The organism is Haloferax sp. Q22, from assembly GCF_001482285.1.
Classification (GTDB): domain Archaea; phylum Halobacteriota; class Halobacteria; order Halobacteriales; family Haloferacaceae; genus Haloferax.
Map to the genome: position 1 here is coordinate 1 of NZ_LOEP01000055.1, position 21,779 is coordinate 21,779.

The window sequence follows — 21,779 nt, forward strand, 5'->3', positions numbered from 1 at the left end:
CTCGTCGTCGCAATCACCAACTACGAACGTGGAGACAATCCGGGAAGTACCGTGATCACGGTGTGAGAACTCTTCTATGACACCCTCACATCATGTTAGAATCACCATCCACCGAAATCAGTTGGAGCAAATCACGAATATAGAATTACAGTAGTACGATTGTAATAGTTAATGAGTAACCCAGGTAGAAAGAGCGGGTGTGGTGTTTCTCACAGGAGGCACAGGCCGAGTTACCTATAATGGCCACATTGATATACAAAAAGGACATTTCCTATTACGAAATGGGCTCGAACCAACCAACAGATAAAGACGATGGGGGTTCTCCCGGTGGGGAGGGTCGACCTGAGGGTGTTCTCGTGAGTTCAGTGGCTAAGTCGATTGATATCATCGAGTCGTTGCGAGAACTTCGAGAACCAACTGTTTCCGAGGTCGCAACCCACCTGGGTTACTCTGTCAGTTCGGTATATAAGCATCTCGCGACGCTCGAAGACCGAGGGTACGTTGTGAAAGACGACCACCTATACCGGCCGAGCCTTCGGTTCTTTGAGATTGGCTCCGAGATTAACAGGCAATGGCTTGATGTGTACGAACCTGCACGAACTGCACTTGAAGAGTTAGCCCAAGAGACTGGCGAGAACTGCTGGCTGATGATTGAAGAGCAGGGGACTGGCGTGATGGTGTGTAATGTTTCGGGTAAAGATGCACTAGAGCCTGGTTACTTCTATGAAGGTAAACGTGCAGAACTGTACCGTAGCGCAGCAGGTAAGGCAATTCTCGCAAATCTCTCTCAGGATAAAAGAAACAAAATCATTGAATCGGCTGAATTCGATAAACTGACCGAACATACTATCGCCAGCCGGGAGACGCTCCGAGACGAGTTAGAACAAATACGTGCGGATGGGTTTGCAGTTAACGACGAAGAGGCCCAACCAAATATACGCGCTCTCGGTGCTCCAATTATGGACGTAGATAACCGAGTTCTTGGAGCTATAAGTATTTCCGGTCCGACGAGCCGGATCTCTGGAGAGTACTACGAAACAGAGCTCCCGGAGATACTCGCAGAGAAGACGAATATCATAGAAATTAAATTACTCTAATAGAATTTGATAGTCAAATTTTTGTCATTGCCACTCTATCTAGCAGATTGTTAATTTCAGATGTCCGCCTACATGGACAAGGAAGTCTACATCAAGCTCTATCGGGACGCTTGGCAATGGTCCCGTTTACAGCCATGAAATTATATAGGCTGTGTCCTCATCGCCTCCCCTAGCACATCTCAGAATACTGTTCTACTGTTCCGTGCGCGATTAGAGTCGAATACGAGTAGACTTACTTGAGTAGAGGGAAGACTTCTATTATCATATTTCAATTACTTTGTTAGAACAATCAATATTCATATAATTAGAATCCGTATGAGTACTCGCTTTATTGACCGCACAATAAGCAAGATAAGTTCATGATTGAGAATTTCCACTGAGCCAATAGCAGAGCTCAGAATTACCGCTGCTATCCGAACTTCACACCCCACTGTTTCCGGAGAAAGTTCGCTTGAGACCGGTGAGCTGTCAAACAGAGAATCAAATACAAACGTCATTTAATCTCGAATGAGGCGTTGTCAAGACCTAGTCCACCGTAGTCTTGAATACCCCCTCTACCGAACGAAGCGAGTATGGAGGTTTCTAGCATTGCGGTTGACGAATCCGTCTCAACCGTCTTTCCCCCCGAGGTGTTGCGAGATGCTCTCGCAGAGACGGTCGATACCGCTGTCGTCGACGCCGGTATCGACTCACTCGAAGCGTACGATGCGGTCGTTACGATGGCCTACCACGAGAGCTATCTCGATGATGTCAACTGGATACACTCGATTCAGGCCGGTGTGGACCGCTTTCCGTTCGACGAGTTACGCGAGCACGGAGTGGTTCTCACAAACAGCAGTGGTATCCACGGACCTGCGGTCGGCGAGACAGTCGTGGGATACATGCTCTCGTTCGCTCGTCGACTGCTCCCAGGAGTGAAATCGCAGACTAAGCGAGAGTGGTCACCACCGGAATGGGACGAGGCGTATACGCTGGCGGGAGAACGCTGTTGTATCGTCGGGTTAGGGACACTCGGCCGAGGTGTCGCCGACCGGGCTTCCGCGCTTGGACTCGACATCGTCGGCGTTCGTCGCTCCGGTGAGCCTCTCGACGGGGTCCAAACAGTCTACACTCCTGATGATCTCCAGACAGCAATCCGGGACTCGAAGTTCGTCGTCCTCGCGGTTCCGCTCGTCGACGAGACTCACCACCTGATATCGACCGAAGAGTTCGCCGCAATGCGAGACGATGCGATTTTGATCAACGTCGCTCGCGGACCGGTGGTCGACCAAGAGGCACTCGTTGATGCTCTCGATGCAGGGGTGCTCGGTGGGGCCGCACTCGACGTCTTCGAGGCAGAACCGCTCCCCGAGAAGTCTCCACTTTGGGAGTCCGAGGACGTTCTCGTCACTCCGCACTGTGCGGGGTTCACCGAAGATTACTACCGGAACGTCACCGATCTCGTCCAAAAGAACCTTACCCAGATCGATGCTGGAGAAGAACTCGTCAATCGGGTCGTCTAACGGCCCGTTTACCGGTTAAAAAGCCGAATCCTTCGAGTTCACACCGACCGACGGAACCTTTTCACACCCCGAGCGTCGGCGTCACCTGGTCTCCCTCGTCCGAAGCACAATGTGACCCGTATTTAGCGTTGTCAACGCTGGGGTCACATCGGTGTGAAGATTGAATGCTGTGTGAGCGAAAGCCTGCCAGAGAACTCGTTCGGGATAGGCATGTTTTGAGAGGTCGACGCCCAGTTTCGTCGCCAAGGCTCTATCGTCGAGTTCCCCAGCCGTGGTCGGAACCGGGAGCGGATTCGGAATCTCGTCGAGGTCGAGGCCGAAAGACGGAAACAGTCGATACGTTTCATTGCGGGCCGGATGATGCAGTTCGCGACGTCCGGGATAGCGGACGACGAGTTCCGGTGTAACTGTCGTCGGTTCACTGTCACTCCCCACCGGTTGGATGCATTGCTCGGAGAGACGTATGCGACGCCTCGCTCCGACTGAGACGGTGTGGGATGTTCCGTTTACTGACAGTTCGACCACCGTATCGGACCGACTATCGATGGAGAGGTCGGGAGTAGAGTACGAACTCACGTGACTCGTCGTCGCGTCGCCGGCAACCGTCCCTTCGACGACGAGTATCGTTCCGCTCGCACCTTCGGTAACGAGCGGTGGCCCACTGGCTGGAAGCGAGTTGAAACCGACGAGTTCGTGAGTCGTCCCACAGGCTAGTTCCCAATCCATCGGGTCGGTGGTTGACGGTGCCAACGCCGGCCGCCAGTAGAACACTCGCGAGGTGCCCTCGGATTCGTACGGAATTGCATCAGGGAAGAAACGGTCGCTGTGGCCGCTCGGCTCGAGGGCGGGGTGTTCGAGTTTGAGTTCGAGATGCGAAATCCGCCGAACGATCGGTGGGGTGATATCGGTGGGAGATATCCGTCGCCACTCGACTGTCGTTCGAGTACTGTCTGTCGATTCTGTCATTTCTGTCGATGTCCTGCGATTCGTGTACTCATCAGTCACCTACCGGACCCTCTTGGTCCGTCTGGGACGCTGTCATCTCTTTGCTCTGGTTGAGATGCGACCCGAATTCATCGAATGGCGGGTCGAGTGTCCTCTCCGTGGTGGGGTAGCCCCCTACTGACGACGAGTTGACACCCCCGTCGTACTCTCGGTCGGTAGATGTCGTGCCCATATCGGAGGTTTTCCCGACGAACCACCGAGTACGTTCGGCCGAATATCTCCGGCACGAAACTTACTTTTGGGTACCCTAATTTCTCGTTGAGGAGACCACAGTCGCCATGGCAGAATCTCAGACCCAAGTCACTATGGACCAGGCGGACGCGCTCTTCGACAGATACACGCTTCCAAAGATAGCGCTAGCGGTTATTCTGGCTGCTTCGCTGGTCGGTACGTGGGTCACCACGACTCTCAGCGGAACCGCAGACCTCCTGTTCGTCGCGGCTAAGTGGGTCTATCTCGTTGCGCTGGGCGTCCTCACGGGTGGATTCGTTTGGAAACACCTCTTCGTTCGTCCGGCTGACCTCGGGGACGAAGCCGCCGACTACTGTGCCGAGATGTACGACCGGTTCGACCGTATCGCCACCACTGCAATCGCCGTACTCGTAGTCGGCGGCACGGCTGTCCTCTGGGAGTACTCGGTTGTGTTCGGGCGAACGACGTGGGTTCTCGGATACGCCGCGTTGATGGCGGTATGGCTCTCGCTCGTCATCGTGACGACGCGTCGGAGCGCTGCCGTCGAACGCCAATTCCGGAGTACAGTCGGGCTGGCCGTATTGATACTCGCGCTTGCAGTCGTCGTCGCGACGGCTGTCGCTGACGTCGCGATGCGCGGCCCAGACCTCGTTGCCACAGGCGTCCGTATACTCCATCTCCTCTCGTTCGCCGTATGGGTCGGTGGCGCGGTGTGGAACATCTTCGTCGCCGTTCCGACGGGACAGAAGCGACCGACGCTCGGTGTCGTTCGAGCGGCAGGTGAGCAACTCGAACGGTTTCGGTGGGCAGTTCGTTTCATCATCCCCACACTGTTCCTGACTGGCATCTATCAGGCTGTAGACGGTCTCGGAACGAACGCCACGTCGTATCTCGGGTCCACTGTCGGGTTAGCTGTCCTCGCAAAGGTCGGGTTCATCGGTCTGCTGGTGGTCATCTTCAAACTCTGCCCGATGTGGCGGGCCTGTTCTCCAATCGAGGGCGTCTGCGAACTCGATGATCTCGGCGGGGGCAGTACGCAAGAGAACGGTTCGATAGATAGCGAGCCGACCGGTGAGCCCACGGGAGTGACGAGTGATGACTGAATCCACAGTCTCCGATACGGCTCCCGACGTCGAACCGGACATGACCGTCGACAACCGCGGCCGTGGCTGTGCGAGTGGGATTGCCCAGGTCCAGCGTGCGCTCGAAGACCTACCAGACGGTGCTGTGTTGGTAATAAAGAGTACCGACAGACGAGCAAAACGGGAGTATCCGCAACTGGCGGAACAGACACCGCACGAACTACTCGCTATCGAGAGTAAACGCGGGCGTCTCCTCCGTAAAGAGTACACGACCTATTTGGAGATACACCATGAGTGATAACGAGTCTCGACCGACCGATAGTATCGAGCGAAAACTCCACGAAAACCCCCTGGTAGCGCCTTGCCAGTGCCGAACCCATTCGGATCCGTGGTCCGCTCGCGGAAGTCCTCGGAATGGAGGACCATTCTCGGTTGAGAAGGTCGGATAATACTACAGGTACCCGTGGGAGGCACTGTCTACTGGCTCTTCGAAAATAGTAGTACTGGAGATATTCGTTGAACCGTAACTGACTGTGAATCTGGCCGAGAACTTGCTCTGGGTTGTATCTGCTTAGCGTTTGGGATAGTAGTATTCTCCGCTAGCCTTCTGCTCCCGGTCGAGTTGACTTCCTGGATTGTTGACTCTCGGGCGACCGGTTTGCTGGTCACGACGGAACGTAATGCCAATCGCCGACAGAAACGCATTCATTCCTTCCCGAATCGACTGCGGTGAGTTTGCATGCCCGCGTTCACCGGGAGCGCCTTCGTAAACGACCAGACGGTCGGCGAGCCGGTCGACGACAAAGAGGTCGTGATCAACGACAAGGATTGGCCGGTCGGTCCGGTCGCTGTATCGGCGAATGTGGTCGGCTATCGAGACACGGCGACCGACGTCGAGGAATGCGGACGGTTCGTCGAGGAGGTACATGTCTGCGTCACGCGAGAGACAGAGTGCAATACTGACTCGTTGTAATTCACCACCCGAGAGCGAGTCGAGCGGCCGGTCGTACAACCGTTCGAGATCGAACGGGTCGCGAATCTGTGTCTTGAATCGCTGTGACCGAAGGTTCGTGACCGCAGCCAGCCGCTCGCGAACAGTTCCCTGTCTGTCCGGAGTGATATACTGGGGCTTGTACGAAATGGTCACGTCTTCAGTTACCGTCCCCTCGTCGGGGTCGACACGTCCAGCGAGAAGTTTGATAAACGTCGTCTTACCGAGTGCGTTCTCGCCGATTACACCGATAGACTCGCCGGCGTATATCGTCCCCGCATCGACCGTCAGCAAAAATTCGGGAAACTCTGTTCTGAGTGGTGGGTATTCGAGTACTGGCCGAGTGTGCTGACGCTCCCGTTCACTCGCTGACGGGAATTCGATGGTGTCGCGACGGATACGGACGTTTTCTTCGGTCAGGTAGCCGTCGAGGAACTGGTTGATACCGGTGCGCGTCGACAGGCGGTCGGAGACGACACCGAACCCGTTGGGTTCCCCGTACAGTACGTGAATTCCATCAGTCAGGAGGTCAAGCGACGCGAGGTCGTGTTCGACGACGAGCGCGGCCGCATTTACCTCCCGAACGTGCTCACGAATTACCCGTGCGATTTTGAACCGTTGGTTGGCATCAAGAAATGACGACGGTTCGTCGAACAGGTATAAGTCCGCATCCGCAGCGAGTGTCGCAGTAATCGCGATTCGCTGGCGTTCCCCGCCTGACAAATCGGACACCGACCTGTCGAGGAGCGAACGCACGTCGAGGGCGGTGAGCAATCGGTCTGTAACGTCTGACACCGACGACAGAAATTCTCTTACTGTTTCCCCGCCCTTCCCGGGGAGTCTGTCGACGCGCTGATCTTTGTATGCGGTCTCGATTTCACCGGCGGCAAGACGTTCGAGGTGTGTTTGGACCACCGTCCCTCGAAATGACGTAATCGCGTGTTCCCAATCGTCTTCACCTGAAGTACCGAAGTTCGGTACTAGGTCGCCCGCCAAAATCCGAAGAGCGGTGGTTTTTCCAACACCATTGCGACCCAGTAGACCGATGACTGACCCTTCTTCTAAGGTTGGTAACTCGTACAGCCGAAACCCATTTCCACCGTACTGATGGACCAGTTCTCCAGTCTCAGCGGGAAGAGGAACGATTCGGATGGCATCGTTTGGAATCTTCTTTTCGATGAGTTTGTGCTCAGGAATCACCTTCGAGTCGTCGATGTGAAGTTCACCGTCGTCGGTAATGTGGAACCCCTCGTGTCCCGACCGATTCAATGGGTCGTACTTGATCGCGATGTTACGCACTTCATCGGTAACCTTGTCTTGATCGATGGTAGCGACGTAGGTCTGATCTCGTGAATTGGAGGTCTGTGGCATGTGGGATGAGACCGCACTCGTATAACGAATTACTCCCCGGTCGCAATTGAATACGGCCCCGAAGACATTCGCACCAGAGTACAAATACTTCCTAGGGTAAGGAACACTACCGAGATGTCACCATCACTCACCCTGACGGGTCGGCCAGAAGACGAGTACCGACAGGTGTTGTTCGAGGCATTGACTGATGCAGAATCCGGCGACGAACTCGAGGTCGTGGCCGACCGGGACGTAGACACGCATCTGGTCCGGTACCAGATCGACCGTGGCCGAGCCGTGAAGTGGGAGTACGAACACCCCAACGAAGAGCCCAGAAAACTTCAGGTGACCGTAGGCGGTCCGCTAGCCGACGGAGAACTCGGAACGATAGACGTTCGCGACCTGAAACCGCAGCGACGACACGAGGCGCTCCTCGGAATCTTCGACGAGCTGGCACCTGACGAGGGGTTCGTCCTCGTCAACGACCACGACCCGAAGCCACTGTACTACGAGATTCGGTCGATGCACGGCGAGGTAATCGACTGGGAATACGAGAGCCGTGGAGCCGATGGTTGGCGCGTCAAAATCGAGAAGACCGCTCAGTCTGAGCACACCGATGACGACGTCGTCACCCGATACAACGTCCGTGAAATCCCAAAGCAGGAACGCCACCCGACGATCCACCACCGATACGGTATGATTCCTGCAGGAGGGACGATGGAACTGATCGCTCCCCACGAACCACGGCCACTCAAGCAGGAGTTTCGCCAGCGGTACGGCGACTCGTTCACCTGGAATATCGTCGAAGACGAACCGGGTCGCTGCCGCGTGCAAGTCACGAAGGAAGAGGCGGACAAGGATACGAACTCAACAGAAGATACCGGGCCACGAGCTTCGTCGTCGACCGACGAGGCTGTCGACATCACTGAGGAACTCGACGTCCGTGACCTGCCTCCAGCCAGACGGCACGAACTGATCTACGAGCGATACGCTGGTCTCGACAGAGGAGAGGGGTTCATCCTCGTCAACGACCACGACCCGAAGCCACTGTATCACCAGTTCGAGGCCGAGGCCGGACCGGAGTTCCGGTGGGAGTACCGCCAGAAAGACCACGGGGAGTTCAGAGTGGTAATCGGCAAGGCTGACGGCGACGGTAGCGACGTGGCGAGCGAGGAACCGGAAGCACCGTTCTGACCGCGCGTTCGTTCGCGAATATTCACAGTGGACGTAACTGCTTTTTTGCTGTCGTCACATCGGACACAAAGGGCGTGTTGTCCAACAGGGTGCGGAGGAATTCGGGACGTTACTTTCCACGAGGAGTATGTGTGTATACCACATATCGTTGGAGATACGAGCAAGTCCGTCGATGTCGTCCTTGCAAAGACCCGAGAAGAGCGTCCACGACTTTAGTCGTGTGGAGGATGTTGACGGAGACGAATTTTCTCCCAGATATCGTGTGTTTGCGACGGCTCGACCACGATGGTCGACTTTTGCTAAATCGCCAACTTCGGCCTGATTTCGTCTAACATATTCTCTGCCGAGGCCTCGATCTCGTCAGTCTGTTGGTTCATTTTTTCGACGAACGACGGATTATCGAGATACCCGATGTTTGTCCGAACGGTGAAGAGAGCAGCACGGAGCGCTGCCTCGGTGAAAAACATCCCACTTTTGACGTCAGGAAGAACGGTTTTCTTTCCCTCTGCCGTCACTACTATCGCCGCTTCGAGAACGTGCAGGCACGATTCAGCAATCGCCAACGGAATACCAGTCGCTCGTTTCACGTGGGTTTGATTGCCGTCGAAGGCGGCGGGAAGGCCCGCTACTACCGCTGCATCTGCTTCAGCGAGGTGCAGCAGTTGCTCCCGCAGGGAGGTCAGTTCCTCGCCTGCGTCGACGAGGTCTGGTTTTCCGTCGGTGTGCTCCTCGTCGTTGACCGTGTGGATGCACGCCATCTCGCACAACGAGGCACCCATTGCTCCCACGACAGCAGCACACGAGCCACCGGCGGGAGCCACGTTCTCGGAGGCGACTTCCGAAAGAAACACTCCGATCGGCTGTGATTCGAGTCCCATGCCAGTGAATCGTAGCCCGCAATGTTATCTGTTGTCTCGAGACGGTATTCGGCGGCTGAAATCATAGCCGTCTGGTCGATCGGGTGTGACATCTGTCGAACGGAGGGAACAGTGTGACTGCGACCAATTTCGACACAGAGCAAGAGTACGACGAGCGATTCCCAACCTTCGAAGTCTTCCGGAACGACTGGACGAAGACCGGTTGCGGATACTTCGGACCCGGACAATTCGTCCCCGTTCACGGCCCTTCGAGTGACGTAGCCGTTTACGAAAAATTCGAGGCGAAAGCCTCGCCCTTCAGGGAGGGGATGAATCCGACCAACAGTATTCAACCGCCGACGATGGCATAGACGGGGTTCCAACGCAATCTTTAAGCTGTCCGACCGTGATAGTATGCATAGATGGTGAAGAGTACCCGTCACGCGAAATACGAACTCTACTACCACATAGTGTTCGTGCCGAAATCTGGCGGAATCGAAGATTCCGCTGACCTCGCGGAACAGAGTTCCGCTCAGTATCGGCGTTCGCACCTGACGGGGAAGACGAAGGAACGTCTCGAATCCATCTTCGCGGAAATCTGTGAGGACAAGGGCCTCGAACTGGCCGAGTCCGAGGTCATGCCCGACCACGTACACCTGTTCATCGGGAGTCCACCAAAGAACGCCCCGTCGCTCATCGTCAACTGGGTGAAGGGCATCTCCGCCCGCAAGTACAACCAGCGGTACGACGACCGCGTGAAGTGGACTCGTTCGTACTACGTCGGTACGGCGGGTAGTGCCTCGAAGGGCGCTGTCGAACGCTACATCGCTGAACAGGAGGGTGGCGACGCATGAAGCGCGTCAACACCTTCGAGGTCGTGCCACAGACCGAGAACGACAAAGAGTGCCTCCTACGGCTACTCGATGCATCCGCTTCTCTGTGGAACGAACTGACCTACGAACGTCGTCAGAACTACTTCGGTGACGGCGACGTGTGGGACACTTCCGAGTACCGAGGACGCTACAACGGTGTCGTCGGAAGCGCGACTGTCCAACAGGTCACGCGCAAGAACAGTGAAGCGTGGCGGTCGTTCTTCGCCCTCAAGGAGAAAGGCGAGTACGCCAACCCACCGTCGTACTGGGGCAACGAGGAGGACGGACGCGAACTCCGTACCTACATCCGATGCAACCAGTACACGATTGAGTGGGGGAAACGTAGCCGTCTCGAAATCCCCGTCGGGCAAGAACTGAAAGACGAATACGGACTCGGCTACCACGAACGACTCCGCCTCGAAGTCCGAGGCAACCCGAAGTGGGACGGCAAACAGGGTCGTCTGGAACTTGAGTACGACGAGGTTAGCGACACGTTCAGGGCTTTTCAACCAGTCACCGTACCTGATTCTCGACTGGATTCACCACTGGCTTCGGAAGAAGCCGCCCTCGACGTTGGAGCGAACAATCTCGTCGCGTGTTCCACGACTACTGGGAACCAGTACCTCTACGACGGTCGTGAGTTGTTCGGACGGTTCCGCGAGACGACAGACGAAATCGCCCGCCTACAGTCGAAACTCCGAGAGGGTCGCTACTCCTCGAATCGGATTCGACGGCTGTACCGACAGCGGACGAAGCGTCGTGACCATGCACAGAACGCGCTGGTGCGCGACCTCGTTGAACGGCTGTACGACGAGAGCGTGGCGACGGTGTACGTGGGCGACCTGACAGACGTGCTGGAAACGCACTGGTCGGTCAGGGTGAACGAGAAGACGCACAACTTCTGGGCGTTCAAGAAGTTCATCCACCGTCTCGCGTGCGTCTGTGAGGAGTACGGCATCAGCCTCGAAGCCGAGTCGGAAGCGTGGACGAGTCAGACGTGTCCCGAGTGTGGCGACTACGAGAAGACGGTTCGCCACGAGGATACGCTGACGTGTCCATGTGGCTTCGAGGGGCACGCCGACCTCACGGCGTCAGAGACGTTCCTTCGGGAAAACAGCAATTGCGAAATCAGGCCGATGGCACGGCCCGTGCGATTCGAGTGGGACGACCACGACTGGTCGGGGAGACCATACCCTCACGAAAGTCCCAAAGAAGTGCGCACGAACCCGCAAGTTGCCTCCGTGGGTCGGTAGCCGAACCCCCAACGGAGGAATCCTCGCGCTTTAGCGCGGGGAGGATGTCAATGCGCCGCCACCGAATGATATCGAACACGAACCAGTACGAACTGGACTCCAAACCGACCAATTCGACCCACAACCACGAGATTCATGACAACGATTCATACACTCGACGACCTGGAGGGACAGCCTCACGCGAACGTTTTCCCAGATGAGGAGCCGAAAACGATCCGTCTCACACTATCTGCGGGGGAGGAGGTCGCACCGCATACACATCCCGGGCGCGACATCGTGCTTTACCTCGTCGAGGGAGCGCTCGAGTTACAACTGGGTGACGAAACGTACAGCGTGAACACTGGTGACGTTGCCCGGTTCGATGGGGCTCAGGACATCTCACCTCGGGCAGTAGAGGACAGTACCGCGTTGATCGTTCTGGCACGGGATACTGAGGACTAAACGAACTACCTGATTAACCTCTTCTCGCGCCTAAAGACCGAGGGATGCGCTCGTCTCTTTATCGAGGAGAGAGTGGTTCCGTGACCCGGTCTCGACGACGGTATCCCACAGACGAGGTCACCGGAATTTGAGGTCTCGCTTCACCGACTCGCGCTTTAGCTCCTGAATTTCCTCGGTGATGGGGATGTCCTTTGGACAGACGGTCGTACAGGAAAACTGCGTGTGGCACTGCCAGACGCCGTGTTCCATATCGAGAAGTTCCAGTCGGTGCTCTTTGATGTCTTTTCCCTCCCGTTCGTCGAAGTGAAATCGATATCCCTTGACGATAGCCGCAGGCCCGATGTACTCGTCGTCGGTCTGAGCGGGGTTACACGACGAGGTACAACAACCACACTGAATGCAGCGGGAAGCCATCTTGATTTTCTCACGGTTCTCGGGCGATTGCCGCTGTTCTTCGAGGTCGTCTTCGGGAAGTTCGTCGGGCTGGAAGTACGGTTCGACTTCCTCTATTCGCTCGTAGAAGTGGTCCATGTCGACGACCAGGTCCTTGATCACTGGCTGGTGGGGGAGCGGTTCGACACGAATCGGCTCGTCGAGGCCCGATATCTGCGTCTGACAACCCAACCGCTGTCGTCCGTTGATGAAGAAGCCGTCGCTGCCGCACACGGCCATGCGGCAGGAGTGACGGAAGGTCAGCGACGAGTCGAACTCGTCGCGTGCGTAGATGAGTGCGTCAAGGACGGTCATGCCCCGTTTGTACGGGACGTAGAAGTCGTCGAACCGGGGTTCCCGTTTGCTCTCGACGTCGGGGTCGTACCGGAACACCTTGAGGTGGGCCGTTTCGGCGTCTGATCCAGCAGACGCGTCGGTTACTGCTTGCGACCGAGCAGCCTCTCCCCGTTCTTGCTTCCGTGCGAGTCGTCGCTGCTGGGGCGTAATCTCGTCATCTGACTCGCTCGTCGGGGTTGATGCCCCGTGAGAGCCCGTGGGTTTCATTATTCGACGTGGGCGCGGACGACGTAGCCCCCACAACCGCATTGCTCGACGTACTCCCATCGAACACCCGAATCACCGAACTCCGTGGCGAGTGCGTCGTAGAGGTACGACTCGGGATGGCCGTGTGATTCGTGCGTGACGAGGTTGACGTGGTGGCCGCTGGTCGTGTGTTCGATAGCTTCGATTGCGTGCCGCACTAACAACGACTGGTCGTCTGCGTACTGCGGTTTTTCGAGGTTCGCGGACCACGAGTTGTCGTGTGTGCGGTCCGTGACCGGTTCGGTCTCACCGTGATCGTGATCGTGGTCGTGAGAATGGCTCGCCATAACTATGTGTAGGAAAGCCACTCGGATAATAGATTGGGTGGAACCGGTTCCAGACAGTCAGCCTCGTTCGACTTCGACCCGAGTGAGTCTGGACACGTATCACAAAACGCCGGATATCACAACGCTGAAGAGTGACCGGATGCGGATGACGCTATCACGGCTGACTCTCTGCGCAACGGTACTCACTTATGGTCGGAACGACCACCAATGGACGATACGGTGGGATTCATCTCCTACTACGAGGGCAATATATGACTAATTCCTCTGAAACAGACGACCAACTCGGTCCCACTGAGGACGGAGCGCCGTTCGCTGTCCGCATCGGTAACGCGGTTGAAACGCTTGATCCGGCGTACTTTGGGTTCGTTATGTCCACTGGAATCGTCTCGATTGCGTTCCGAGAGCTAGACGTCGCGGCAGTCGCACAGTCGTTGGCGATTTTAACGATTGGTTGTTACGGGCTGCTCCTCACTCTGTTCGCGGTGCGACTGGCAGCGTTCCCTGACCGTATGTTGGCAGACTTGCGACATCGAGAGCGTCACTGGGGGACGTTGACGTTCGTCGTTGCAACGAATACAGTTGGCACGCAACTGCTGGTCTTTTTCGATGCCGTATGGGTGGCGACCGTACTCTGGGGAACGATGATAGTCGCCACTCCCCTACTGTTGTACTACCTGTTTGCGACCGAATTCATCGGGACAGGCAAAACAGACGTGAGCGAACGTATCGACGGTGCGTTCCTGTTGGTAATCGTTTGCATGCAGTCGCTTGCGATTCTCGGAGGTCTGTTGGCTGACGCGTTATCAGCGAACGTCGATGCGATCGTTCTGCTGAGTATGAGCTACTTTGGATCGGGATACGTCCTTTACTTTATTATCGTCACCGTCGTCACCTATCGACTGCTCGAGGGTGCGGTTCGTCCTGACGACTGGACTGGACCGTACTGGATCACAATGGGCGCAGCGGCTATCACGACACTCGCCGGGACGACACTCGGGCCGATGTTGGAGTCGATGGTTGGGTGGGCGCAGTACGCACCTGTAATCGTCGGTGTGACGTTTCTCGCATGGGCGATTGCCTCGTGGTGGATTCCATTACTGTTGATTCTCGACGTCTGGAAATTCCTCACCGTCGATATCGGCACGCGAGTGCCGACGTGGGTCGTCGTCGTTCCATGGTCTCGGCTCGGGTTTGGCCGACAGCTCCACACTTATGCACCGACCGCGTGGGGTCGTGTGTTCCCGATGGGTATGTACACCGCCTGTACGCTAAACCTCGCCGGAATTAGTACATTCGGCCTGCTCTCGGTCGTCCCAGCGTATTGGGGCTGGTTCGCGCTTGGAGTGTGGACCCTGACGTTCGTTGGAATGGTACGTACCGTCGTGCGGGTACTTCGAGGCGAACGCTCGTCGTCGACGACTCCGGAATCGGCATGATTCTTCGGTGATGTTCGGGGGACGCTTTTTCTGTAAGTGAGTCGAACATAGTCGTGATGATATCCAACGGTGACAACGCACCGAACTTCACTGCCACGCTCGGTACCAGTGACCACGAATCGTTCGACATCGACGAGCACGTCGGTTCCGGTCCAGTCGTCTTGGCCTTTTTCCCCGGCGCGTTCACTCCTCCCTGTACGAACGAGATGGTCGCTCTCCAAGAGCGAATCAGCGAGTTCGAGGATGCTGGGGCAACCGTCTTCGGCGTGAGTGCTGACTCGCCGTTCACCCAGGGCGCGTTCCGCGAGGAACACGAAATCGAATTCGACCTCGTCAGCGATATGGCCGGCGACGCTATCCAGGCATACGATATCGGAATCGACATCGAGCCCCTCGGGCTTTACGACGTCGCGAATCGGGCGGTGTTCGTCATCGACGAAGACGGGACAGTCACCTACAACTGGGTTGCCGACGACCCGACGAACCAACCCGACTACGACGAACTACTCGAGGCGGTCAAAGCCACGTAGTTTTCGGCTGCAAGCAACGAAAGTCCTGAGTTCCACTGACAGCTACAAGTTCTCGAGGGCCTGACCGAGGTCGGTGAGTAGGTCGTCTACGTGTTCGACGCCGACGGCGAGCCGGACGAGCGAATCCGAAATTCCGGCAGCCTCCCGTTCGGTATCTGTGAGGTAGGACGCGGACATCGTGGCAGGGTGGTCGACGAGTGATTCGGTCCCTCCGAGACTCACTGCGAGAGTGAATACGTCGAGCGCTTCGAGAACGGCCCGTGTTTCCGCCGCGGTCGCGTCCAGTTCGAAGGAGACGATTCCGCCGAATCCGTCCATCTGCTCACGAGCGAGGTGGTGCTGTGGATGATGTTGCAATCCGGGATAGTTGACGTGGGCTACCGACAGGTGGTCGTCGAGGTATCGTGCGAGCTCGCCGGCGTTGGTCTCGTGGCGGTCCATCCGGAGCGGAAACGTCCGGAGACCCCGGAGCGTGAGATACGAATCGAACGGACCGAGCGTGCCGCCGAGTACGTACGACTGGGTGTGTTTTACGGCGTCGGCCAGAGAATGGTCGTCGGTCAGAACGGCTCCGCCCATCGAGTCACTGTGTCCGTTCAGGTACTTCGTCGTACTGTGGACGACGATGTCGGCCCCACGTTCGAGCGGTCGCTGGAAGTACGGCGTGGCGAACGTATTGTCGACGACGTACGTCGCGTCGACCGCCGTCGCAATCTCTCCCACGGCTGCGAGGTCACAGAGTCGGAGCAACGGGTTCGTCGGTGTCTCCATCCAGACGAGAGCCGTTTCGTCGGTAACTGCTGCGTCGACAGCGTCTACGTCGGTCGCGTCGACGTACTTGACGGTTGCGCCCAGCGAATCGACGAGCAAATCTTCGAAGAGCAAGCGCGTGCCACCGTAGATACCCTCGAAGGCGACGACGTGGTCGCCCGCTTCGACGACCGATAGACAGGTCGCAGCAATCGCAGCGGTTCCGGAAGCACAGGTGACGGCGCGTTCGGCACCGCAGAGTTCGGTGAGCCTCTCTTCGAGGACATCTCGTGTGGGGTTTCCGAATCGGGTGTATTTGTATCCATGCTCTGATTCACCAGGGCTGTGCATCTCGTGAGTAGTCGAGAGGTGTATCGGCGGGACGACGTCACCTGCGTCGTTGACACCGGCGTCGGTCCGATCGAAACGGGTGGCCAGCGTTTCGAGGTGGTAATTCGAATCGTTCATACGAGTATTCAGACCCTCAGGTCGCGCACCCAAAAACGAACCGAGATTGACGTGTCCCGGATTCGAGCGTGAACACCAGTCGTTTTTTGAAATCTGTGAGATTAACTAACCGAATCGGTCGCGTACACCGCCTCGGGTCAAGTAGCCTGAGGTACCTTGCGTCTCGTTATCACGGAGAGCGTTGTTGTCGGTACGGTCGCGGGTCACTCTACCAAAAACTCTGCTGAACACTCAGATTACTTTTTTGGGAGCGTTGCGATGAACTCGCGCGGTCCGACACGGTCAACGGTGTATCCTTCGGCATCGAACGATTCGACTTCAGCGGCCATCTGGTGATACAGAGGTGTTGGAGCGTGGTCGTTGATGAGTGTCAGGGCTTCACCGCTCTCTAATTTCTCGAACGCATCGAATATCTTCGGATGCCGTTGTGGTGGCGGAATTTTGCGCAGGTTGAGTTGCTGTTTGGCCATTACGTTGGTACCGTGATAGCCTTTCAGCGAAATCGTTATTGCGAAGATATTCGGAAGCCGGCAAACGACTACGGATAGTTACGACGACGGCGTATGTACTTCAGTGAGTTCCAATGCAAACTCGATACTGATTTCCAAAAACCAACCTCACGGGGGTTTTCAAAAGTCCGCCTCCTCTGATACCCGATGGTTGTTTTCAATTTTGATGCGAAGAGGTTCGGCGGCAAGCTTTACTTTGGCTATGGTGGACCGTGATGTATGGCGTCGGACTATCCAACAGGGTCGGCCACGAGTCACTTCCCCGGCCTCTCTGAGGTCGAACGGTCGAATGCACGTTACCTCTTCGCGATTTCGGTGCTGTCGACGGGGTCAGCAGAACGCGTCACGACCGGTGAAATCCGAAAATATCTGGACGTCACACCCGCCAGCGTGACAGAGATGCTCGCCAAGCTCGACGAGCGAGGGTTCGTCGACTACGAGAAGTACCGGGGTGTTCGGCTCACGGACAACGGCGAAGAACTCGCATCACGCGTCGCGTGGCGGTTCTGTGTCGTCACCAGCTTTTTCGACTCGGTCTTAGACACGACCCTCGAAGACCACACGGCGTTCGACATCGGATTCACGCTTCCAGAGAAGGGCGTGTATCGCCTTCGGGAACGGGTGAACACACCGTGTCTCGAAACCTGTCCTGAATCCGGACGGTCCGATGCTGCCTGTCTGGTGTAGTGGAGCGCACGAACGAATATCGAGAAGGCCTTCGGCGGTGTTACGGCCGCGCTTAGCGAATTTAGTCGTTGGTCGATACCAATGGAGCTGTCTGCCCTCAACTACCTGAATCAAGGAGAGATAGCCAACATGTTGTGAATCAACGTCGAAGTGAATATATTCGGAGATACACCGACAGTGGTCCCGCTCGGAACGTAATGGCATGGGTGCGATTCCAGCGAACGTAGAGACGAACAAACAACCGCCGATGACGGTTCCTCTCCGTCACTTCGTTATCGGTCTGGGGTTCCTACTACTGGGCGGAGTCATTGGTACGCTCGTACTGGTGGATGTGCTCCCCGGACAACCGACGTTAACTCACGTCCACCTCTCACTTGTCGGGTGGGTCTGTGTGACGATTATGGGTGCGATGACGCAGTTCGTTCCGGTCTGGTCGGGGACGTCGCTCCACTCGGAGCGGTTATCGACCGTTCAACTCTGGCTGCTCGTAGCCGGACTTATCGGCTTCGGTACTTCGTTACTGCTCGGTCAGTACGGTTGGCTCCCGCTTTTTGGCGGGACTATGCTCGCTGGCTTCTGGGTGTTCGTCTACAACCTCGCCCGAACACTGGGAGGGGTTCGCCCGTGGGACGTCACGGAACGGCACTTCGCGATGGCGCTCGGATTCTTCGTGCTCGTGACGTTCCTCGGCGTCGTTCTTGCGATCTCGTACACGCATCCGCTGTATGCGAACTCCCCATTCACACAAGGGTCTCTCCGAATGAGTCATGCGACACTCGCAGTATTTGGAGCGGTATTAATCACTGTTCTCGGTGCGCTGTATCAGTTGGGGACGATGTTTACTCAATCAGACCTCCATGGAATCGACCACTCGCTCCGACGCGTCGAGGAGGTCGGATATCCGCTCGGGGTGGTTGTATTAGCGACGGGTCGGTTGTTCGAACACACCTTCGTTGGACGGGTCGGGTCACTACTCGTGGTTGCTGGTCTCTTCTCGTTCAGTATCATCCTCGCGCGTCGGCTCTACGAGACGAGTGTCGACCCGACCCCGATGCTCAGGCGTTATGCTATCGTAGCCGGTGCAATGGCTATCTGGTCCGTTCTCGCTTTTCTCAAGTGGATTCGAGACCCCATATCACCTCGCACGCTGTTCGGTTCTCCGGAGCTCGTCCACCTACTCTTCTTGGGAGTTATCGGCTTCGTCGTCCTCGGCACTCTGTATCATATCGTCCCGTTCATTATCTGGGTGCATCGCTACAGCGACCTGCTCGGTCTCGAGGACGTCCCGATGATCGACGACCTCTACAGCGACCGACTCGCAGCAATTGATTTTGTACTCGTTCTCTTGGGGAGTGGTGTACTCGTCGCTTCAGAGTGGGTCTCACTTCCGTGGTTCGTGACGGTCACCGGCGGTGTACTCGTCGTGAGCGGGTTCCTGATTTTCATCACGAGTATGCTTCTGGTCATCCGAGACCATAGTCCACATTCGATTGTGGAACTCATTATCCCAAAAATTGCGGAGAAACCGGAGGAAGAGTCTATCAACAGGCATCAGAATACTCAAAAATGACCACTTCGCGTCAGTTGACGGGCATTTAGTATCCGAACCGAACGCTGAGCGGCCGCTTACGCTCGTTGAACTGTACTCAATTATGACAGACATACCCCTGTAATGGAAAGGTTAATATAATTCTTTCAAATTTCCTAGAACATATTCGGGGATCCGCTTATACTCTGTATTTCCGAGAGTGTGAGCTGCGGTGGTTGGTGACTACGACTGACCGTCGTTAATCGTCACTGGGGACGAGATTCGTAGCCTTCCACGTGTCTCGCGACCAGACACCGTTCTGGAGATCGAGCTCATCGTTCCATTTCCCGACGACAGTCGAAACAGCCAGATCACCAGTGACGTTGTTCATCGTCGCAACCCGCCCGAGTATCGGGTCGACTCCGGCGACGAACCCAACAACCGCTAGTGGGAGCCCGACCTGTGTGAGAATTACGGTGAGCATGACGATCCCAGCACCTGGAACGCCAGCAGTCCCAATACTGACGAGAACGGCTACGATCAAGACGAAAGCCTGTTCGGTAAGTGCGAGTGGTTGCCCGACGACGTTCGCAGCGAACATAACGGTGATCGCTTGCCGAATAGCAGCACCGTCCATGTTTGCAGTTGCACCGACTGGAAGTGTGAACGAATAGACTCGTTCGGAGATACGCAGATCTTCGTCCGCGTTCCGCATCGTGACTGGAAGCGTCCCGCTGGACGAACGAGTGGCGAAGGCAGTTACCATCGCGTCTTTCGCACCACTCAGGAATGCAATCGGGGACACGTCGGCGACCAACCACATCAAGAAGACGAGATAGGTGAAGACGATATGGATGACGATTGCAATGGCGACTGCCAATACGAGTTCACCCAGCGACGAGAACACCCCAATGCCTTCGGCACCAATTCCAGAAGCCATCAACGCGAAGACACCAAGTACGCCGAACTCGAGGACACCTCGAACGACCACGAACATTGCTTCTGTGCCAATCTCGAACGCTTCAAACACCGAGTCGACACCCTCTGCAAGTTGTTCTTGTTGGTCTCGAACGTAGGTCAGGGCGATACCGAACACGATGACGAAGAACACCGTCGCAAGCAAATTACCATCTGCAAGCGCCGATACGGGGTTGCTTGGCACGATACCGAGAATTACGTCCATCAACGATGGCGGTGCTTGCGATTGAGCTTCACCGCCGACGAGATCGAGTCCCCGTCCGGGTTGGAGTACATTCGCAACTACAAGGCCAATACCTCCTGCAATAGTCGTTGTTATAGCGTATAGCCCGACTGTCGTCCCCCCAATCTTTCCGAGCTTTGCCGGCGATAGTTGCCGAATGCCGGTGAGGAGTGTGAAAACGATGATAGGGATGACGAGCATGTTGAGCAGTCGAAGGAAAAGGTCCCCCAACGGCCTTACGACGGTCATTCGGTCGCCGAACGTGATGCCAGCTACTGATCCTAATATAAAAGCGGTGAAGATTCGCCAAATGAGTGGAATTGAACGATACCGATGCCACAATCTGGTTCCGAGATTTACCATATTGTACGGAACCTATTGGAAACCTAAAGATGCGTTCGTAACGTCCGTTCATGCAGGTGTCTGTGATATCTCGCTCTTTCTTAGATAGCAATTGGGTACGAGTTTTTGTTGGAGTTAGTAGTTAATTGGGGCAGACAATTCAAACAACTACTTGAAAAAGCAGCAGAACCACGAGTATTCACAAGAAAATAGTCCCCTACCGGCAGTAGCCGGCGGTAATTTTTTCTCGTTTCCAGCGACAGTTGACTGGCCTCTTGTCTTTTTGACTATGTATTGTCACCGGCGGCACTGTCTAGTTAAGCCAGTTTGAGGAACGAGCAGGTCGTTGAGTTAGTTGGTCAAGATGCTCGCAGACCTGCTCAGCGAGTGCTTTGAGACGGATTTAGAAGAAACTTGGGAGCGTGAGCGGACGGCGACACCCGTCAGGGTGTTCGCCGTCCAGCTCCACGCGACCGGTTGTTCGCTTAGAGAGACAAAAGAAATTCTTCGATTACTCGGCGTTGAACGGTCTCATCAAGCTGTTTGGCAATGGGTACATCGACTGGCTGACAGCGGTCACAACCCGCCTGAGGCGAAGCCGAAGCGGGTTGCGGTCGACGAGACCGCTGTCAAGATAAATGGCGAATGGTCTTGGTTGTACGCTGCAATAGACATCGAAACAAAGCTAATTCTTGACGTCGAATTGTTTGGACGACATGGTACCGATCCGGCTGCTGCGTTTCTCCATCGACTCTCGGAGAAACACGATCTCTCAGACGCTGTGTTTCTCGTTGATGGCTACGGCTATCAAACTGCCCTCTCTCGATTAGGATTGAGCGGTCGGCTTGACTACGTCGAGCGAAACCTCGTCGAAAAATGGTTTCACACTCTCAAAATGCGAGTCGACCGCTTCCATAATTCGTGGGTGGGCAGTCACGGAAGCGTCCGCGAGTGGTTCATACAATTTGTGCAATACTACAACTTTCAAAGACCGCATCAAGCGCTCGACGGACGAACGCCGGTTGAGGAGGTCACTAACTAGACAGTGCCTCACCGGCCGCCAGTTTGAACGTTTCAGAAGGCTGTGTTGAATCACTAGACAGCGTCGGGATGGGTCGCTAAATCAAAGGAGTTGAAGCGGAGAGATTCGGTTGCCTATGACACAAATCT

The 21,779-nt window shown here is 55.9% G+C and carries 22 protein-coding genes; 14 read left to right on the forward strand and 8 right to left on the reverse strand.

What is annotated here, in order from left to right; genetic code table 11:
* Nucleotides 1-239: 239 nt before the first annotated feature.
* Together AM590_RS18550 and ddh are read left to right on the forward strand one after the other, a co-directional pair.
* Nucleotides 240-1,097 (forward strand): IclR family transcriptional regulator, encoded by an 858-nt coding sequence (locus tag AM590_RS18550; protein WP_083899922.1) that lies wholly within the window; start codon nt 240-242, stop codon nt 1,095-1,097.
* 572 nt (nt 1,098-1,669) lie between these two features.
* Nucleotides 1,670-2,599, forward strand: coding sequence for a D-2-hydroxyacid dehydrogenase (ddh, locus tag AM590_RS18555; protein ID WP_004967692.1), 930 nt, complete (start codon nt 1,670-1,672; stop codon nt 2,597-2,599).
* An 81-nt stretch (nt 2,600-2,680) separates the two neighbouring features.
* Here ddh and AM590_RS20185 read toward each other — a convergent pair whose 3' ends face one another.
* On the reverse strand, nt 2,681-3,565 hold the full coding sequence (locus tag AM590_RS20185; protein WP_082677780.1) for a hypothetical protein: 885 nt from the start codon (nt 3,563-3,565) through the stop codon (nt 2,681-2,683).
* Between the two features lie 317 nt (nt 3,566-3,882).
* Here AM590_RS20185 and AM590_RS18560 point away from each other — a divergent pair, with 317 nt between their 5' ends.
* Both AM590_RS18560 and AM590_RS20190 read left to right on the forward strand, forming a co-directional pair.
* A complete protein-coding gene (locus AM590_RS18560) occupies nt 3,883-4,899 on the forward strand; it encodes a hypothetical protein (RefSeq protein ID WP_058828768.1) in 1,017 nt (338 codons plus the stop codon).
* Nucleotides 4,892-5,176: a sulfurtransferase TusA family protein gene (locus AM590_RS20190; RefSeq protein WP_082677781.1), complete on the forward strand. Its 285-nt coding sequence runs from the start codon at nt 4,892-4,894 to the stop codon at nt 5,174-5,176. The genes AM590_RS18560 and AM590_RS20190 overlap by 8 nt, the downstream gene beginning before the upstream one ends.
* A gap of 273 nt (nt 5,177-5,449) precedes the next feature.
* Here AM590_RS20190 and AM590_RS18565 read toward each other — a convergent pair whose 3' ends face one another.
* Nucleotides 5,450-7,240 (reverse strand): ribosome biogenesis/translation initiation ATPase RLI, encoded by a 1,791-nt coding sequence (locus AM590_RS18565; protein WP_058828769.1) that lies wholly within the window; start codon nt 7,238-7,240, stop codon nt 5,450-5,452.
* 114 nt (nt 7,241-7,354) lie between these two features.
* Here AM590_RS18565 and AM590_RS18570 point away from each other — a divergent pair, with 114 nt between their 5' ends.
* Complete coding sequence (locus AM590_RS18570; protein WP_058828770.1) at nt 7,355-8,413, forward strand: DUF2249 domain-containing protein; 1,059 nt, start codon at nt 7,355-7,357, stop codon at nt 8,411-8,413.
* A 299-nt stretch (nt 8,414-8,712) separates the two neighbouring features.
* Here AM590_RS18570 and AM590_RS18575 read toward each other — a convergent pair whose 3' ends face one another.
* Nucleotides 8,713-9,291 carry a cyclodeaminase/cyclohydrolase family protein gene (locus AM590_RS18575; RefSeq protein WP_058828771.1) on the reverse strand — a complete coding sequence of 193 codons (579 nt, stop codon included), beginning with the start codon at nt 9,289-9,291 and terminating at the stop codon, nt 8,713-8,715.
* Nucleotides 9,292-9,404: 113 nt separating this feature from the next.
* Between AM590_RS18575 and AM590_RS20650 the strand changes: the two genes are divergently transcribed.
* From AM590_RS20650 to AM590_RS18590, 4 genes are all read left to right on the forward strand, one after another.
* Entirely contained in the window at nt 9,405-9,641 is a 237-nt protein-coding gene (locus tag AM590_RS20650) for a hypothetical protein (protein WP_004967699.1), read from the forward strand.
* Nucleotides 9,642-9,692: 51 nt separating this feature from the next.
* Nucleotides 9,693-10,124, forward strand: coding sequence for an IS200/IS605 family transposase (tnpA, locus tag AM590_RS18580; RefSeq protein ID WP_004967700.1), 432 nt, complete (start codon nt 9,693-9,695; stop codon nt 10,122-10,124).
* Nucleotides 10,121-11,395, forward strand: coding sequence for an RNA-guided endonuclease TnpB family protein (locus tag AM590_RS18585; RefSeq protein ID WP_058828772.1), 1,275 nt, complete (start codon nt 10,121-10,123; stop codon nt 11,393-11,395). The genes tnpA and AM590_RS18585 overlap by 4 nt, the downstream gene beginning before the upstream one ends.
* Nucleotides 11,396-11,530: 135 nt before the next feature.
* The gene (locus AM590_RS18590) at nt 11,531-11,836 is read left to right on the forward strand and encodes a cupin domain-containing protein (protein ID WP_058828773.1); all 306 of its coding nucleotides are present in this window, start codon (nt 11,531-11,533) and stop codon (nt 11,834-11,836) included.
* Between the two features lie 117 nt (nt 11,837-11,953).
* Here AM590_RS18590 and AM590_RS18595 read toward each other — a convergent pair whose 3' ends face one another.
* Entirely contained in the window at nt 11,954-12,832 is an 879-nt protein-coding gene (locus tag AM590_RS18595; protein ID WP_058828774.1) for a succinate dehydrogenase/fumarate reductase iron-sulfur subunit, read from the reverse strand.
* Entirely contained in the window at nt 12,832-13,158 is a 327-nt protein-coding gene (locus AM590_RS18600) for a CGCGG family rSAM-modified RiPP protein (protein ID WP_058828775.1), read from the reverse strand. The genes AM590_RS18595 and AM590_RS18600 overlap by 1 nt, the downstream gene beginning before the upstream one ends.
* Nucleotides 13,159-13,409: 251 nt before the next feature.
* On the opposite strand from AM590_RS18600, the gene AM590_RS18605 reads away from it, so the two are divergent.
* On the forward strand, nt 13,410-14,594 hold the full coding sequence (locus AM590_RS18605) for a tellurite resistance/C4-dicarboxylate transporter family protein (protein ID WP_058828776.1): 1,185 nt from the start codon (nt 13,410-13,412) through the stop codon (nt 14,592-14,594).
* 56 nt (nt 14,595-14,650) lie between these two features.
* The gene (locus AM590_RS18610; protein ID WP_058828777.1) at nt 14,651-15,124 is read left to right on the forward strand and encodes a redoxin domain-containing protein; all 474 of its coding nucleotides are present in this window, start codon (nt 14,651-14,653) and stop codon (nt 15,122-15,124) included.
* Between the two features lie 42 nt (nt 15,125-15,166).
* On the opposite strand, the gene AM590_RS18615 is transcribed toward AM590_RS18610, so the two are convergent.
* Together AM590_RS18615 and AM590_RS18620 are read right to left on the reverse strand one after the other, a co-directional pair.
* Entirely contained in the window at nt 15,167-16,342 is a 1,176-nt protein-coding gene (locus tag AM590_RS18615; protein ID WP_058828778.1) for a PLP-dependent aspartate aminotransferase family protein, read from the reverse strand.
* A 236-nt stretch (nt 16,343-16,578) separates the two neighbouring features.
* Nucleotides 16,579-16,812: a DUF2249 domain-containing protein gene (locus tag AM590_RS18620; RefSeq protein WP_058828779.1), complete on the reverse strand. Its 234-nt coding sequence runs from the start codon at nt 16,810-16,812 to the stop codon at nt 16,579-16,581.
* Nucleotides 16,813-17,070: 258 nt separating this feature from the next.
* On the opposite strand from AM590_RS18620, the gene AM590_RS18625 reads away from it, so the two are divergent.
* On the forward strand, nt 17,071-17,538 hold the full coding sequence (locus tag AM590_RS18625) for a metal-dependent transcriptional regulator (RefSeq protein ID WP_058828780.1): 468 nt from the start codon (nt 17,071-17,073) through the stop codon (nt 17,536-17,538).
* Nucleotides 17,539-17,740: 202 nt separating this feature from the next.
* Nucleotides 17,741-19,108, forward strand: coding sequence for a hypothetical protein (locus AM590_RS18630; RefSeq protein ID WP_058828781.1), 1,368 nt, complete (start codon nt 17,741-17,743; stop codon nt 19,106-19,108).
* A gap of 217 nt (nt 19,109-19,325) precedes the next feature.
* On the opposite strand, the gene AM590_RS18635 is transcribed toward AM590_RS18630, so the two are convergent.
* The gene (locus tag AM590_RS18635; RefSeq protein ID WP_058828782.1) at nt 19,326-20,630 is read right to left on the reverse strand and encodes a dicarboxylate/amino acid:cation symporter; all 1,305 of its coding nucleotides are present in this window, start codon (nt 20,628-20,630) and stop codon (nt 19,326-19,328) included.
* Nucleotides 20,631-20,973: 343 nt separating this feature from the next.
* On the opposite strand from AM590_RS18635, the gene AM590_RS18640 reads away from it, so the two are divergent.
* A complete protein-coding gene (locus AM590_RS18640; protein WP_058828783.1) occupies nt 20,974-21,651 on the forward strand; it encodes an IS6 family transposase in 678 nt (225 codons plus the stop codon).
* Nucleotides 21,652-21,779: the final 128 nt, after the last annotated feature.